Raw genomic sequence first — 14,528 nt, 5'->3', positions numbered from 1 at the left:
CTTCCTTCAGACTCGCAGTCGCCCGCGAAACCCTTGCCTTCGGCTAACTCTTCCCCTTGCCGGGCGAGTAGAGGACTTTCACCTCCGAGTGGGTGCGCCCTGCCGGGCGCACCGCAAAAAAGCCCGCGGTCGCGGGCTTTTTCATGGGTCGGTGCCGGGCTTCAGCGGAACTTGGACTGCGGCAGGGTCTTGAGATCGCCCTCTAGCGAGCCCAGGTAACCGGACAGCGCCTTGAGCTCGGCGTTGGAGAACTGCTTGGCTACGCCGCCCATCACGCCGTTGGCGCGGCCGACCTGGGCGCTCTTCTCGCTCTTGTAGGACTTGAGCGCGACGAACAGGTAGTCGGCGTGCTGGCCGGCGACCTTGGGGTAGCTCGGGTCGATGGGCTTGGAGAAGTTGTCGCCGTGGCAGGACACGCAAGCGCCCTTCTTCAGCAGCTCGGCCACCTGGGCGCTGGGCTCGCGCGCCGCCTTGGCCCCGGCGCCCTCGGCCTTGCCGTGCTGCTCGTAGTAGGCGGCCACGTCGGCCATGTCCTGGTCGCTCAGCGTGTCGGCGATGCCGCGCATGGTGGGATGCTTGCGTTCGCCCTTCTTGTAGGCGTTGAGCGCGGCCACGATGTACTTGGCGCCCTGGCCCGAGATCATGGGCACCTTGTGCACCTCGGGAAAGCTGGCCTGGTAGCCCTGGATGCCATGGCAGCCTATGCACATGGCGATCTTGCCTTCGCCGGCCTTGACGTCACCCTTGACTTCCTGGGCCTGGGCGGAAAGCGCCGTCACGGAAGCGACAGCAAAGGCAAACACCGTGGTCAACAACTTGTTCATTTTGCGCGCACAATCATTCGTTGATTGAGTTGGATCAATCGAGCATTATATCGGCCCCCAGCTACGCCCCGGCAGCGTGCCTTTCACCTCCATCGCACCATGAAATTCCAAGGCTCCTCCACCTACGTCGCCACCCAGGACCTGATGCTGGCCGTCAACGCCGCCATCACGCTCAAGCGCCCCCTGCTCGTCAAGGGCGAGCCCGGCACCGGCAAGACCATGCTGGCCGAGGAGGTGTCCCAGGCGCTGAACCTGCCGCTGCTGCAGTGGCACATCAAGTCCACCACCAAGGCCCAGCAGGGGCTGTACGAGTACGACGCCGTCAGCCGGCTGCGCGACTCGCAGCTCGGCGACGAGAAGGTCAAGGATATCCACAACTACATCGTCAAGGGCGTGCTGTGGCAGGCCTTCACGGCCGACCAGCCGGTGGCCCTGCTGATCGACGAGATCGACAAGGCCGACATCGAGTTCCCGAACGACCTGCTGCGCGAGCTCGACCGCATGGAGTTCTACTGCTACGAGACGCGCGAGCTGGTGCGCGCCAAGCACCGCCCGCTGGTGTTCATCACCTCGAACAACGAGAAGGAGTTGCCCGACGCCTTCCTGCGCCGCTGCTTCTTCCACTACATCAGGTTCCCCGACGCCGACACCATGCGCCAGATCGTCGACGTGCATTTCCCCGGCCTCAAGCAGGAGCTGCTGGGCTCGGCCATGCGCACCTTCTACGACGTGCGCAACCTGCCCGGACTCAAGAAGAAGCCCAGCACCTCCGAACTGCTGGACTGGCTCAAGCTGCTGATGGCCGAGGACATTCCGCTCGAGGCGCTGCAAAGCGCCGACAACAAGGTCAGCGTGCCGCCGCTGGTCGGCGCCCTGCTCAAGAACGAGCAGGACGTGACCCTGTTCGAGAAGCTGGTGTTCATGAACCAGCGCAACCGCTGAGCGCAGCGCGCCGGCGCCGCTGCAGAGGACGGACCGAGATGGCCTTCACCACCCCCGTGACCTTGTCCGGCCGGCACGCCATGCTGGTGCCGCTGGCCGCTGGCCACCACGGCGATCTGGTCGAGGCCGTGCACGACGGCGAACTGTGGACGCTCTGGTACACCGCCATTCCCGCGCCCGATGGCATGGCGGCCGAGATAGCGCGCCGCCTGTCCCTGCAGGCCCAGGGCCGCATGCTGCCCTTCGCAGTGCTCGATGCCGCGAGCGGGCGCGCGGTGGGCATGACCACCTACATGAACATCGACTCCGAGAACCGCCGCCTGGAGATCGGCTCGACCTGGTTGCGCGGCAGCGTGCAGCGCAGCGCCCTCAACACCGAGTGCAAGCGCCTGCTGCTGGCCCACGCGTTCGAGGCGCTGGACTGCATCGCCGTGGAGTTCCGCACGCATTTCTTCAACCATGCGAGCCGCCGCGCCATCGAGCGCCTGGGTGCCAAGCTCGACGGCGTGCTGCGCCAGCACCAGATCATGGCCGACGGCAGCCTGCGCGACACCTGCGTCTACAGCATCGTCGCCAGCGAGTGGCCCGCGGTCCGCCGGCACCTGGCGCATCAGCTCGAGCGGCCGCGCGCCGCATCCGCCCCAGGAGATCGCCCATGCTGATCGACTTCTTCTACACCCTGCGCGCAGCCAAGCTGCCAGTGTCGGTCAAGGAATACCTGACCCTGCTCGAAGCGTTGCAGGCCCATGTGGTCGGACCGGGCTCGGAAGACGCCTGGTCCATGGACGACTTCTACTACCTGGCGCGCACGGCGCTGGTCAAGGACGAGAAGCACTTCGACAAGTTCGACCGCGCCTTTGCCGCCTACTTCAAGGGCGTGGAGATGCTGGCCGATTTCACCAAGGAGGTGCCGCTCGAGTGGCTGCGCAAGGGGCTGGAGCGCGAGCTCAGCCCCGAGGAGAAGGCCAGGATAGAGAAGATGGGCTGGGACGAGCTCATGGAGACGCTCAAGAAGCGCTTCGAGGAGCAGAAGGAGCGCCACGAGGGCGGCAGCAAGTGGATAGGCACGGGCGGCACCTCGCCCTTCGGCCACAGCGGCTACAACCCGCAGGGCGTGCGCATAGGCGGCAAGGGCGGCAACAAGAGCGCGGTCAAGGTCTGGGAGCAGCGCAGCTACCAGGACTACGACGACAGCCAGGAGCTCGGCACGCGCAACATCAAGGTCGCGCTGCGCCGGCTGCGCAAGTTCGCGCGCGAGGGCCACGAGCTGGAACTCGACCTGCCCGACACCATACGCGCCACGGCAGCGAACGCCGGCTACCTGGACATCAAGATGGTGCCCGAGCGGCACAACAACGTGAAGGTGCTGCTGCTGATGGACGTGGGCGGCACCATGGACGAGCATGTGCAGCGCGTGGAGGAGCTGTTCTCGGCAGTGAAGAACGAGTTCAAGCACCTGGAGTTCTACTACTTCCACAACTGCGTCTACGACTTCATGTGGAAGCACAACCGCCGCCGCTACGCGGAGAAATTCCCGACCTGGGACATCATCCGCAAGTACAACAAGGACTACAAGCTGGTCTTCATCGGCGACGCGACCATGAGTCCGTACGAGATCCTGCAGCCCGGCGGCAGCGTGGAATACAACAACGAGGAGGCCGGCGCCGAATGGCTGCAGCGCCTGACTCACGCCTTCCCGCGCTTCGCCTGGATCAACCCCGAGCCGCCCGGCATCTGGCAGTACCGCCAGAGCATCGCCATCGTCCAGCAGCTGATGGGCCAGCGCATGTACCCGCTCACGCTCAGGGGGCTGGAAGAAGCCATGCGCATGCTGAGCAAGTAGGCGCCGAAGAGGCCGGGCGTTCAGCCGCCGCGCCGGCGCGCCTGCATCTCGGCGCCTATGCGCGCCAGGCCCGCGGCGTCGTAGCGCAGCCGGGCCGCGGGATAGACGCGCTGCTCCTCGGTCGCGATGTGGGCGTCGTAGCAGGCCATGAATTCACGCGCCAGGGCGCGCGCGGCCGCATCGATGGCCGGCGGCTGCGCCGCATCGCGCCACTGCAGCAGCACTTCGCGCAGGCGTTGCCAGAGCGCCGCCATGCGCTCGTGATCGCGCTGCAGCGTCGCAATCGCCGCCAGCAGGTCCTCGTCGGTGCTGTCCCACAAGGCCGGGAACACATGCTTCTCCTCGTCCTCGTGGTGCAGCGGCGCGGCGATATCGAAATAGCGCAGCACGTCGGCCGCGGCCGAGCGCGACGCGCCGTCATGCCCCTGGGCCTCGATGTGCGCCATCAGGCGCTCGAGCAGTCCCAGGCTGCGCTGCACCCGCTCGTGGCAAGCCTGCAGCATCTCGAACGGCTGCTCGAACCCGACCGCCGGCGCCTCGAAGCCCGGCAACGACGCTGAAGATCCCATGTTCATCCTCGAAAAGCCCCATTGTGCGGCGCGCCGCAAGACGCTTGCTTGATCCAGGAAAAGGAAAGCGGCGCGGCCATTACAATCCAGGGCACGCCGCCATAGTTCAATGGATAGAACGAGCGCCTCCTAAGCGCTAGATGCAGGTTCGATTCCTGCTGGGGGCGCCACAGACTCGCATCCTCCAGTCTCATGGCATATCAGAAACCCGCACGTTTCCCGGCGTGGCGGGTTTTTTTGTGGTCTGGCGCCGTGCCCTCGTCCCATGAGCTGCCGCCAAACAGCCGCGCCATGGACCGGTACCCAGCCATGCGTGCCGCTGGCCAGGTGGAGGGACTTCCAGGGCGGGCCGTACCCACGAAATTCGACCGACCGGCGCACTGAAATCACCGATGGCCCTCAAGAAATCCGAACTCTATTCCTCCCTCTGGAAGTCCTGCGACGAGCTGCGCGGCGGCATGGACGCCAGCCAGTACAAGGACTACGTACTGGTCCTGCTGTTCGTCAAATACGTCTCCGACAAGTACGCCGGCGACCCGAATGCCCTGATCGAGGTGCCGCCCGGCGGCAGCTTTGCCGACATGGTGAAGCTCAAGAACGACAAGGAGATCGGCGACAGGATCAACAAGCTGATCGGCCGGCTGGCCGATGCCAACGAGTCGCTCAAGGGCGCCATCAACGTGGCCGACTTCAACGACGAGGAAAAGCTCGGCAAAGGCAAGGAGATGGTGGACCGGCTCACCCGACTGGTCGCCATCTTCGAAAGCCTGGACTTCGGCCGCAACCGCGCGGAGGGCGACGACCTGCTGGGCGACGCGTACGAATACCTGATGCGCCACTTCGCCACCGAGTCCGGCAAGAGCAAGGGCCAGTTCTACACCCCGGCCGAAGTCTCGCGGGTCATGGCGCAGGTCATCGGCCTGGGCCAGGCTCACCACGCCAGCCAGAGCATTTACGACCCGACATGCGGGTCGGGCTCGCTGCTGCTCAAGGCGCACGACGAAGCGAAAAGCCGCACCGGCCTGGACCTGGCCCTGTATGGCCAGGAAATGGACAACGCCACCAGCGCCCTGGCACGCATGAACATGGTGCTGCACGACTGCCCCACCGCCGAGATCTGGCAGGCCAACACCCTGTCCAGCCCGCACTTCCTCCACATGGGCGCGCTGCAGACGTTCGACTACGTGGTCGCCAACCCGCCGTTCTCCACCAAGGCCTGGAGCAACGGCATCGACCCGGTCAACGACCTGTTCAGCCGCTTCGAGTACGGCGTGCCGCCGGCCAAGAACGGCGACTACGCCTTCCTGCTGCACATCCTCAAGAGCCTCAAGAGCACAGGCAAGGGCGCGGTCATCCTGCCGCATGGCGTGCTGTTCCGCGGCGGCGCCGAGGGCGGCATACGCCGCAACATCGTCCAGCGCGGCTTCATCCAGGCCATCATCGGCCTGCCGGCCAACCTGTTCTACGGCACCGGCATCCCGGCCTGCATCGTCGTGCTCGACAAGGAAGGCGCCGCCGGCCGCAAGGGCATCTTCATGATCGATGCCAGCCGGGGCTTCATCAAGGACGGCAACAAGAACCGCCTGCGCGCGCAGGACATCCACAAGATCGTCGACACCTTCACACGGCAGCTGGACGACGACCCGCGCTACGCGCGCCTGGTGCCGCTGGCCGAGATCGAGGCCAACGACTTCAACCTCAACCTGCCGCGCTACATCGACAGCAGCGAACCCGAGGACCTGCAGGACATAGCGGCCCACCTGAAAGGCGGCATCCCCCACCGCGATCTGGACGGCCTCGCCGCCTACTGGCAGGTGCTGCCCTCGGTGCGCGCCGCCCTTTTCGCCGACGCCGACCGCCCCGGCTACAGCCGCCTGCGCGTCGAGCCCGGCCAGATCAAGGCCGGCATCTTCGGCCATCCCGAGTTCACTGCCTTCCAGCAGCAGGCCCGCCAGCGCTTCGATGCCTGGAAGCAGCAGCATCGCCCGCTGCTGGCCGGCATCCAGACCGGCGACCGGCCCAAGGTCCTGATCGAGACCCTGTCCGAGCGCCTGCTCGCCGCCTTCCAGGCCGCCCCGCTGATCGACGCCTACGACGTCTACCAGCACCTGATGGACTACTGGGCCGACACGATGCAGGACGACGCCTGGCAGATCGCGCTGGACGGCTGGCGCGCCGTGGACGACAAGGGCCAGCCCAACACCGACTTGATCCCGCCGCGCCTGATCGTGGCGCGCTACTTCAGCGCCGAACAGCAGGCCATCGAAACGCTGGAGGCCGCCCGCGACGCCCTCGCCCGCCAGATCGAGGAGCTGGACGAGGAACACAGCGGTGAGGACAGCCTGCTGTTTGAGGCGAGAACCGAGAAGGGCAAACTCACGAAAGCCAGCGTCAAGACACGCCTTCAGGCTGCTGAAGAAGGTGGCATCGACGTTGCAGAGCCTGGTGAGATCGCTTTGCTACGGCAATGTCTGACCCTGATCGACCAGGAAGCCGCCGCCGGCCGAAAGGTGAAGGACGCGCAGAAGGCGCTCGACGCCCGGGTGGCCGTGCGCTACGCCGAGCTCACCCCCACAGAGATCCAGACCCTGGTGGTGGACGACAAATGGCTGGCCGCCCTCACCGCCGCCGTGCAAGGCGAGCTGGACCGCGTGAGCCAGGCGCTGACCGCGCGCATCCGCCAGCTGGCCGAGCGCTACGCCACGCCGCTGCCGGCGCTGCTGGACGAGGTGGAGACGCTGGCGGCGCGGGTGGACGAGCACCTGAAGAGCATGGGGTTCGCATGGAACTGAGGCCTGCCTACAAGAAAACCGATGTGGGCGTGATTCCGGAGGATTGGGAGATCAAAGCCGTCGGCGACCTTGGTCAAATCAGAACAGGCCCATTCGGCACGTTGCTCAAAGCAGAGGAATATTCGGGATCGAATGGGGTCCCGCTCATCTCCGTGGGAGAGATTGGACACGGCACATTTCGGATCACGAACAAGACGCCACTCGTCCCCGAGGTTGTCGTGAACCGGCTCCCGCAATATGTGCTGCGAGTCGGCGACATAGTTTTTGGAAGAAAAGGGGCAGTTGATCGGTCGGTCTTGGTCGACGCCCCTCAAGACGGCTGGTTTCTCGGCTCTGACGGGATCAGTCTGCGCCCCAGCCAATCATGTCACGCCCCCTACTTGGCCTGGCAATTCCGCCGACATCAGGTGCAGTCATGGCTTCTTCAAAATGCTGTTGGAACTACGATGGCATCGCTTAATCAGGCTGTTCTGAGCGGTGTCAGAGTTCCTATCGCGCCAGAACCCGAACAACGCGCCATCGCCTCCGCACTTTCGGACGTGGACGCCCTGCTCGCCAAGCTCGACCAACTCATCGCCAAGAAGCGCGACCTCAAGCAGGCCGCCATGCAGCAACTTCTCACCGGCCAGACCCGGCTGCCGGGGTTTGATGAGCCATGGGAATCGAAGTGCATCGGAGAGTTCACAGATTGCACAGCGGGCGGAACACCGAGCACGACCGTCGCGGCATACTGGGGCGGCTCCATTCGCTGGATGAGCTCCGGTGAGTTGAACATGAAGCGTGTAAATGATGTTGCAGGACGAATTTCGGAGCAGGGACTGAAAAACTCAAGCACGAAAATTATCCCATCGTACTGCGTCTTGGTCGGTTTAGCCGGCCAAGGAAAGACGAGAGGAACAGTGGCGATTAACTACGTCGAGCTTTGCACCAATCAGTCGATTGCAGCCATATTTCCGAATGCGTCATTCGACCCAACTTATCTTTATTACAACCTGGACGCCCGATACGACGAGTTGCGGTCTTTGTCTACAGGCGACGGTGGTCGAGGCGGACTGAATCTAAGAATAATTAGATCAATATCAGTACCCTTTCCGCCAATTGCAGAACAAACCGCCATCGCCACCGTCCTGTCCGACATGGACGCCGAGATCGCCGCCCTCGAAGCCCGCCGCGACAAGACCCACGCGCTCAAGCAGGGCATGATGCAGGCGCTGCTGACCGGCCGCATCCGGCTGGTCTGAGCGCGGAACGCGCCGGGCGCCCCCAGCCGGCGATCGGCCGGGCGACGGGTGCCCGATGCGGCACTGCCTGCAGATGCACGGGCCGGTGCTTGCAGATCGGCAAACCGCATGATTCCAGTTGTCATCGGCGACTGGCGTCCGCAAGCCATTGTTCTTGTTTGCATTTTTCATGGCGATTGAACTTCGCCAGGACAGAGTTTCAAGATATCCTGTCCGCATGGCTGCATTTGTCCACTTCGATCTGAAGCTGCTGAACCCGGCGTTCGACTCGCCGCTGGTGGACGTGCTGACCGAACTGGAACACCTGCGCCGCCTGCAGCTGGCGGGCACCACGCCGGCGCCGGTGTTCTATCAGCTCAAGCATGTCTTCCACATGCTGGAGAGCCTGGGCTCGGCCCGCATCGAGGGCAACCACACCACGCTGGCCGACTATGTGGAGAGTGCCGTGGGCGGCGGCGGCCCGGGCGCCGACCCGCTGCGCGAGATCGCCAACATCGAGCAGGCCATGGCCTACGTGGAAGAGGCCATGCAGCCCGGCGCCACCTTGTCTGAGCACTTCATCCGCGAGCTGCACGCGATGACGGTGAACGACCTGCAACGCGAAGGCGACAAGACCCCCGGCGCCTACCGCAGAGGTGCCGTGTCGATCGCCCAGTCGGACCACCAGCCGCCCGAGGCGGTGCAGGTGCCCGCCTACATGCAGGAGCTGGTGGCCTTCATCAACCAGGATGACGCGCCGAAATACGACCTGATCAAGGTGGCACTGGCCCACCACCGCTTTGGCTGGGTTCACCCCTTTGGCAATGGCAACGGGCGCGTGGTGCGGTTGCTGACCTATGCGCTGCTGATCAAGTACGGCTTCAAGGTGACGGCCGGCGGCCGGGTGCTGAACCCCACGGCGGTGTTCTGCAACGACCGGGAAAAGTACTACGAGATGCTGTCCTGCGCCGACAGCGGCCGGCCCGACCAACTGGAACGCTGGTGCACCTACGTGCTGCAGGGGGTGCTGGTGGAACTGAAGAAGGTGGACCAGCTCACCCGCTACGACTACCTGAGCGGCAGGATTCTGGTGCCGGCCCTGGCTTACGCCCGCGCGCGCGGCCTGATCACGCCGCAGGAAGAGGCCGTGCTGAAGGCCACCGTGGACGCTGGCGTGGCCAAAGCAGGCGACTTGGCGCCGGCCATGCCCGGCCTCAACGCGACGCAGCGCACCTACCAGCTGCGCAAGCTGGTCGAGCGCAGGATGCTGCAGCCGGTACAGCCGAACGCGCGGCAGTACACGCTAGGCTTTGACAACAACTACCTGATGCGCGGCGTGATACACGCGCTGTCGCGCGAGGGCTTTATTTCCGCGCCGCTGGCGGGCGCGGCGCCCCCGCACCAGGCACCCCAGGGAGAAGCATGAGCGGCGTTGGACAGATCGAAAAGACAACCCAGGCCCGCGTGCTGGCCCTGCTGCGCGAGCGGCTGGGCTACCGCCCGCTCGGCAACTGGCTCGACCGCCCGGACAACCGGAACATCGAAGCTAATGTGCTGCGGCCCTGGCTGCACCAGCGCGGCGTGCCGGACGGCCTGATCAAGCGCGCCCTGCACGAGCTGCAGAAGACGGCGGAAGACATGAGCAAGAGCCTGTACGACCGCAACAAGGCGGTCTACACGCTGCTGCGCTATGGGGTGAAGCTGCGGCCCGAGATCGGCGAGAACACCGTCACCGTCTGGCTGATCGACTGGCAGCACCCCGCGGCGAACGACTTCGCGGTGGCCGAGGAGGTGACCGTCAAGGGTGCCGATGCCAAGGCGGCCGGCAAGCGGCCGGACGTCGTGCTCTACGTGAACGGCATCGCGCTGGGCGTGCTGGAGCTCAAGCGTTCCACGGTGTCCGTGTCGGAGGGCATCCGCCAGAACCTGGACAATCAGAAGAAAGAATTCATCCAGCCGTTCTTCTCGACCCTGCAATGGGTGATGGCCGGCAATGACAGCGAGGGCCTTCGCTACGGCACCATCGAAACCCCGGAAAAGTACTACCTGCAGTGGGTCGAGGACACCGGGCCCGATGCAGCCGAGGCGAACCTGCTGGACCGCCACCTGCTGCAGGTCTGCCGCCCGGCCCGGCTGCTGGAACTGATCCACAACTTCGTGGTGTTCGACGCGGGCACCAAGAAGGTTTGCCGGCAGAACCAGTATTTCGGCGTCAAGGCGGCGCAGGACTTCATTCGCCGGCGCGAGGGCGGTATCCTCTGGCACACCCAGGGCAGCGGCAAGAGCCTGACCATGGTCTGGCTGGCCAAGTGGATCCTGGCCAACCGCACCGGGTCGCGGGTGCTGATCATCACCGACCGCACGGAGCTGGACGAGCAGATCGAGAAGGTCTTCGTCGGCGTCCAGGAAAGCATCTACCGCACCAGGAGCGGCGCAGACCTGATCGAAAAGCTGAACCACGCGGACATCTCCCTGCTCTGCTCGCTGGTGCACAAGTTCGGCGGCAAGGGTGGGGACGAGGATGACAACGGGGAAGGCACCCGGGAATTCATCCAGTCCCTGCGGAACCTGCCACCGGACTTCTCGCCCAAGGGCGATCTGTACGTGTTCGTGGACGAATGCCACCGTACCCAGAGCGGCGATCTGCACAAGGCGATGAAGGCGCTGATGCCGAACGCCCTACTGATCGGCTTCACGGGCACGCCGCTGCTCAAGGCCGACAAGCAAAAGAGCATCGAGGTCTTCGGCCGCTACATCCACACCTACAAGTTCGACCAGGCGGTGCGCGAGGGTGTGGTGCTCGACCTGCGTTACGAGGCGCGCGACATCGACCAGTCGATCACCTCCCAGAAGAAGATCGACGAATGGTTTGACGCCAAGACCAAGGGCCTGAACGACCTGGCCAAGGCCCAGCTCAAGCAGAAGTGGGGCACGATGCAGCGGGTGCTGTCGAGCCAGGACCGGCTGAAGAAGATCGTGGCGGACATCCGCTTCGTGCTGGCCAAGGCGATCCCTGAAGACCGCGGCCTGGCGGCGCAGGAAACAGGGGCCGCAGCAGCACCGGCCGGGCTGGAGTCCGAGACCGACCGCATCCTGGACTTGGTGAAGAACCAGAATGACTACTAGCCAGCGGCACCTGAGCGTCAGCGGCATTGCGGTGGAGGTGGTGCGCAAGGACATCAAGAACCTGCACCTGGGTGTTTATCCGCCCAACGGACGCGTGCGCGTGGCGGCGCCCTTGGTGGTGAGCGACGAGGCGGTTCGGCTGGCCGTGATCGACAAGCTGTCATGGATCAAGCGCCAGCGCGCCCGGTTCGCCGCGCAGCCGCGCCAATCCGAGCGCGAGATGGTCAACGGAGAAAGTCACTACTTCCTTGGCCGGCGCTATCGCCTGCGCGTGCACGAGCAGGAGGCGCCGGCCCGGGTGGCGCTGCGCGGCGTGGCCAGTCTCGATCTGTTCGTGCGCCCCGGCAGCCCGACCGAAGCACGGGAAACCGTGCTACTGAACTGGTACCGGGAGCAACTCAAGGCACTCATTCCGCCGCTATTGGACAAGTGGCAGGCAGTCGTCGGCGTTCGGGTGAGCGCCTGGGGCGTGAAGAAGATGAAGACCAAGTGGGGAAGCTGTACCCCATCGGCCGGTCGGATCTGGCTGAACCTGGAGCTCGCCAAGAAGCCCGCGCCATGCCTGGAGTACATCGTCGTGCATGAGCTGGTGCACCTGCTGGAGCGCCATCACTCGGAACGGTTCACGGCGCTGATGGATCGGCATCTGCCGGACTGGCGAAGCCGCCGGGACAGGCTGAATGCCGGCACCCTGGGACATGAGCGTTGGGAATAGCGGTGCCCGGCTGAACAAAACCGCAAAGACGACTTATGCGGAGCTCAGGCTGATCGTCGCAGCCAGCCGGCCGGCTCGAATCGCCTGTCAAGCCTTCTTCAGGCCCGCCGGGCCCGCGGCCCCTGGCGACTTCATGCAGGAGCGGCCTGGATAGGCAACCCCGGATCCACCCGCGAACAAGAGGCTCTTGACCCGCCGAGCGTTGAAATGCGTCTGCAAGGGACAGGGATCGTCGCTGAAGCACTGGTTTTCGATGATGCAGCGCGTCAGGGACTGGTCGGCGCGGACCTCGATGTCCAGCACACCACAGTGCAATCGATTGGAATCGCTCATTTGATGCTCCAGGACGGACGGGCTGCCGCTGGTTCACTGTAGGCGAGAGCTTGCACTGGCGAGTTGATGCACATCATCCAAATCGCTCTCACGGACTCGGCGGAGACCAGCGCGCTGCCCGCGCGCGGCCGGCCCGCTCAGCTGCGCGCCGCCCGGGCCGCAGGCACCGGAAACAGCGCCGGCTCGGCGCTCGCGCGCGCTTCTTCCGGGGGGCGTGGCGCGTTGAACGGCAGGGGCTGCAGGGCGTTGCTGATTTCGACCTCCAGGCGCGCCACCCGTTCGGAGTACATGCGCGCCAGCGCCAGGTGGTGCTCGGCCGCGACCTGGTGCTCGATGCGCGCCAGATGGGCCTCGTTCAGGTACTCGCGTGCCTTGCGGATGTGCGCGTCGCTGCGCGGTTCGAACAGCTGAAATTTCATGACATCCCTCCTCGGACGACGAACGGCCAAAAACTGTTAACCAAAGTTTTTATTTTTTCCCATTCAGCTTGCGAACATCATCCTCCCGAATCTCCGCGGATGTCAACAAATGTAAGAACGGCCGCGCGCAGGCGGCGGCGCCTCAGCGCGGGCTGGCGCGCAGCGTGCGGCTGAGCAAAATCACCGGCACCAGGCCCACCAGCACCAGGGCCAGCGAGGGCAGCGCCGCTTCGCCCAGGCGCTCGTCGCGCGCCAGCTGGTAGGCCACCACCGCCAGGGTGTCGGTATCGAAGGGGCGCAACACCATGGTGGCGGGCAACTCCTTCATCACGTCGACGAACACCAGCAGGGCCGCCGCCGCGGTGGAGCGCCTGAGCAGCGGCCAGTGCACGCCCCACATCAGGCGCCAGCCGCCCGCGCCCAGCATGCGCGCAGAGTCGTCGAGGCTGGGCGGGATGCGCGCATAGCCGCTTTGCACCGACTGCAGGGCCACGGCGCAAAAACGGACCAGGTAGGCCCAGACCAAGCCGAGCACCGTGGCCGTCACCAGATAGCCCACGCGCGTCTGCGGCGCCAGCGCCTGCAGCCAGCCCACGGGCAGCAGCAGGCCGACCACGATCACGGCACCCGGGATCGCATAGCCCAGGCCCGTGAGCTGGACCACGCCGCGCGTGAGCCCGCGCGGCGAGCGGCGCAGGCTGAACGCCAGGGCCAGGGCCAGCAGCACGGCCAGGGCCGCCGTCAGCGCGCCCAGCCGCACGCTGTTGAAGGACCAGGCGACGAAGCGGTCCCAGGGCAGCACCGACCAGTCGGCCGTCAACGGCCGCAGCATGAACAGCACGGGCAGCACGAAGCCCAGCAGCACGGGCAGGCCGCAGACCGCCCAGGCCGCCACGCGCCGCCCCCCGGCCAGCCGCACGGGCTGCGCCTCGGCCGAGCCGGCGCGCGCGCCGCGCCCGGCCGCAAAGCGCATGCGCCGCTGCGCGCGGTGCTCCAGCTGCAGCAGCAGCACCACGAAGGCCAGCAGCACGGTGGCCAGCTGCGCCGCGGCGATGCGGTTGTCCATGGCCAGCCAGGCCTTGTAGATGCCGGCGGTGAAGGTCTGGATGCCGAAATAGCTGGACACGCCGAAGTCGGCCAGGGTCTCCATCAGCGCCAGGGCCACGCCGGCCGCCACGGCCGGACGCGCCAGCGGCAGGGCCACCTCGCGGATGCGGCGGGGCAGCGGCGCGCCGAGCAGGCGCGCCGCCTCCATGAGCTGGGCGCCGCGCTCGCTCAGGGCGGTGCGCGCCAGCAGGTAGACATAGGGGTAGAGCGAGAAGGTGAAGACCCAGGCCGCGCCGCCCAGGCTGCGCACCTCGGGCAGGACCCGGCCCTCGAGGCCGAAGGCGGCGCGCAGCCAGGTCTGCAGCGGCCCGCTGAACTGCAGGAAATCGGTGTAGGCATAGGCCACCACGTAGGCCGGCATGGCCAGCGGCAGCAGCAGGGCCCACTCGAACAGCCTGCGCCCCGGAAACTCGAACAGGGTCACGGCCGCGGCGCTGCTCAGGCCCACGAGCACCACCCCCAGCGCCACCAGCAGGCACAGGCCCACCGAGGTGCCCACGTAGTCCGGCAACACGGTCTGCGCCATCTCGCGCAGGATCGCCGCCGTGGCCTCGTCCCACTGCAGCCAGGAACCCAGCACGGCCAGCACCGGCACGCAGAGCCAGAAGGCCAGCATGAGCAGCAGGAATTGGCGGAGC

The 14,528-nt window shown here is 65.8% G+C and carries 13 protein-coding genes and 1 tRNA gene; 9 read left to right on the top strand and 5 right to left on the bottom strand.

The annotated features are described in order from the left end of the window. Positions 1-161: 161 nt before the first annotated feature. Positions 162-824 carry a c-type cytochrome gene (locus tag FFS10_RS14370; RefSeq protein ID WP_137895154.1) on the bottom strand — a complete coding sequence of 221 codons (663 nt, stop codon included), beginning with the start codon at positions 822-824 and terminating at the stop codon, positions 162-164. A gap of 99 nt (positions 825-923) precedes the next feature. Here FFS10_RS14370 and FFS10_RS14365 point away from each other — a divergent pair, with 99 nt between their 5' ends. From FFS10_RS14365 to FFS10_RS14355, 3 genes are read left to right on the top strand one after another with little or no spacing between them, the layout of a single operon-like run. Then, positions 924-1,766, top strand: a complete 843-nt coding sequence (locus FFS10_RS14365) for an AAA family ATPase (RefSeq protein ID WP_137895153.1) — start codon at positions 924-926, stop codon at positions 1,764-1,766. A gap of 38 nt (positions 1,767-1,804) precedes the next feature. Next, positions 1,805-2,428 carry a GNAT family N-acetyltransferase gene (locus FFS10_RS14360; RefSeq protein ID WP_137895152.1) on the top strand — a complete coding sequence of 208 codons (624 nt, stop codon included), beginning with the start codon at positions 1,805-1,807 and terminating at the stop codon, positions 2,426-2,428. After that, positions 2,422-3,609: a vWA domain-containing protein gene (locus FFS10_RS14355; RefSeq protein WP_137895151.1), complete on the top strand. Its 1,188-nt coding sequence runs from the start codon at positions 2,422-2,424 to the stop codon at positions 3,607-3,609. The genes FFS10_RS14360 and FFS10_RS14355 overlap by 7 nt, the downstream gene beginning before the upstream one ends. A gap of 20 nt (positions 3,610-3,629) precedes the next feature. Here FFS10_RS14355 and FFS10_RS14350 read toward each other — a convergent pair whose 3' ends face one another. Continuing rightward, the gene (locus FFS10_RS14350) at positions 3,630-4,178 is read right to left on the bottom strand and encodes a hemerythrin domain-containing protein (protein WP_249931306.1); all 549 of its coding nucleotides are present in this window, start codon (positions 4,176-4,178) and stop codon (positions 3,630-3,632) included. A gap of 95 nt (positions 4,179-4,273) precedes the next feature. On the opposite strand from FFS10_RS14350, the gene FFS10_RS14345 reads away from it, so the two are divergent. The 6 genes from FFS10_RS14345 (at position 4,274) to FFS10_RS14320 (ending at position 12,031) form a co-directional block, all read left to right on the top strand. After that, positions 4,274-4,348 (top strand) — tRNA-Arg (locus FFS10_RS14345). 222 nt (positions 4,349-4,570) lie between these two features. Further along, a complete protein-coding gene (locus FFS10_RS14340) occupies positions 4,571-6,970 on the top strand; it encodes a type I restriction-modification system subunit M (protein WP_137895150.1) in 2,400 nt (799 codons plus the stop codon). Further along, the gene (locus FFS10_RS14335; protein WP_137895149.1) at positions 6,961-8,211 is read left to right on the top strand and encodes a restriction endonuclease subunit S; all 1,251 of its coding nucleotides are present in this window, start codon (positions 6,961-6,963) and stop codon (positions 8,209-8,211) included. Before FFS10_RS14340 ends, FFS10_RS14335 begins: the two co-directional genes overlap by 10 nt. A gap of 217 nt (positions 8,212-8,428) precedes the next feature. After that, positions 8,429-9,616 (top strand): Fic family protein, encoded by a 1,188-nt coding sequence (locus tag FFS10_RS14330; protein WP_137895148.1) that lies wholly within the window; start codon positions 8,429-8,431, stop codon positions 9,614-9,616. After that, positions 9,613-11,316: a type I restriction endonuclease subunit R gene (locus tag FFS10_RS14325; RefSeq protein WP_137895147.1), complete on the top strand. Its 1,704-nt coding sequence runs from the start codon at positions 9,613-9,615 to the stop codon at positions 11,314-11,316. The genes FFS10_RS14330 and FFS10_RS14325 overlap by 4 nt, the downstream gene beginning before the upstream one ends. Further along, positions 11,306-12,031, top strand: coding sequence for a M48 family metallopeptidase (locus FFS10_RS14320; protein ID WP_137895146.1), 726 nt, complete (start codon positions 11,306-11,308; stop codon positions 12,029-12,031). Before FFS10_RS14325 ends, FFS10_RS14320 begins: the two co-directional genes overlap by 11 nt. 87 nt (positions 12,032-12,118) lie before the next feature. Here FFS10_RS14320 and FFS10_RS14315 read toward each other — a convergent pair whose 3' ends face one another. From FFS10_RS14315 to FFS10_RS14305, 3 genes are all read right to left on the bottom strand, one after another. Further along, a complete protein-coding gene (locus tag FFS10_RS14315) occupies positions 12,119-12,364 on the bottom strand; it encodes a hypothetical protein (RefSeq protein WP_137895145.1) in 246 nt (81 codons plus the stop codon). A 137-nt stretch (positions 12,365-12,501) separates the two neighbouring features. Next, positions 12,502-12,783, bottom strand: coding sequence for a hypothetical protein (locus FFS10_RS14310; protein WP_212744136.1), 282 nt, complete (start codon positions 12,781-12,783; stop codon positions 12,502-12,504). A 142-nt stretch (positions 12,784-12,925) separates the two neighbouring features. Then, complete coding sequence (locus FFS10_RS14305) at positions 12,926-14,506, bottom strand: ABC transporter permease (protein WP_249931305.1); 1,581 nt, start codon at positions 14,504-14,506, stop codon at positions 12,926-12,928. Positions 14,507-14,528: the final 22 nt, after the last annotated feature.

It is taken from the genome of Ramlibacter sp. 2FC, assembly GCF_005503345.1.
Classification (GTDB): Bacteria; Pseudomonadota; Gammaproteobacteria; order Burkholderiales; family Burkholderiaceae_C; genus SCMQ01.
The sequence above is the reverse complement of the archived record's forward strand: the minus strand, read 5'-3'. Positions and strand labels throughout refer to the sequence as shown.

What these genes read in the sequence shown, in the direction of transcription:
- FFS10_RS14370 (WP_137895154.1), bottom strand. Translation starts at nt 824, where the DNA reads ATGAACAAGTTGTTGACCACGGTGTTTGCCTTTGCTGTCGCTTCCGTG.
- FFS10_RS14365 (WP_137895153.1), top strand. Translation starts at nt 924, where the DNA reads ATGAAATTCCAAGGCTCCTCCACCTACGTCGCCACCCAGGACCTGATG.
- FFS10_RS14360 (WP_137895152.1), top strand. Translation starts at nt 1,805, where the DNA reads ATGGCCTTCACCACCCCCGTGACCTTGTCCGGCCGGCACGCCATGCTG.
- FFS10_RS14355 (WP_137895151.1), top strand. Translation starts at nt 2,422, where the DNA reads ATGCTGATCGACTTCTTCTACACCCTGCGCGCAGCCAAGCTGCCAGTG.
- FFS10_RS14350 (WP_249931306.1), bottom strand. Translation starts at nt 4,178, where the DNA reads ATGGGATCTTCAGCGTCGTTGCCGGGCTTCGAGGCGCCGGCGGTCGGG.
- FFS10_RS14340 (WP_137895150.1), top strand. Translation starts at nt 4,571, where the DNA reads ATGGCCCTCAAGAAATCCGAACTCTATTCCTCCCTCTGGAAGTCCTGC.
- FFS10_RS14335 (WP_137895149.1), top strand. Translation starts at nt 6,961, where the DNA reads ATGGAACTGAGGCCTGCCTACAAGAAAACCGATGTGGGCGTGATTCCG.
- FFS10_RS14330 (WP_137895148.1), top strand. Translation starts at nt 8,429, where the DNA reads ATGGCTGCATTTGTCCACTTCGATCTGAAGCTGCTGAACCCGGCGTTC.
- FFS10_RS14325 (WP_137895147.1), top strand. Translation starts at nt 9,613, where the DNA reads ATGAGCGGCGTTGGACAGATCGAAAAGACAACCCAGGCCCGCGTGCTG.
- FFS10_RS14320 (WP_137895146.1), top strand. Translation starts at nt 11,306, where the DNA reads ATGACTACTAGCCAGCGGCACCTGAGCGTCAGCGGCATTGCGGTGGAG.
- FFS10_RS14315 (WP_137895145.1), bottom strand. Translation starts at nt 12,364, where the DNA reads ATGAGCGATTCCAATCGATTGCACTGTGGTGTGCTGGACATCGAGGTC.
- FFS10_RS14310 (WP_212744136.1), bottom strand. Translation starts at nt 12,783, where the DNA reads ATGAAATTTCAGCTGTTCGAACCGCGCAGCGACGCGCACATCCGCAAG.
- FFS10_RS14305 (WP_249931305.1), bottom strand. Translation starts at nt 14,506, where the DNA reads ATGCTGGCCTTCTGGCTCTGCGTGCCGGTGCTGGCCGTGCTGGGTTCC.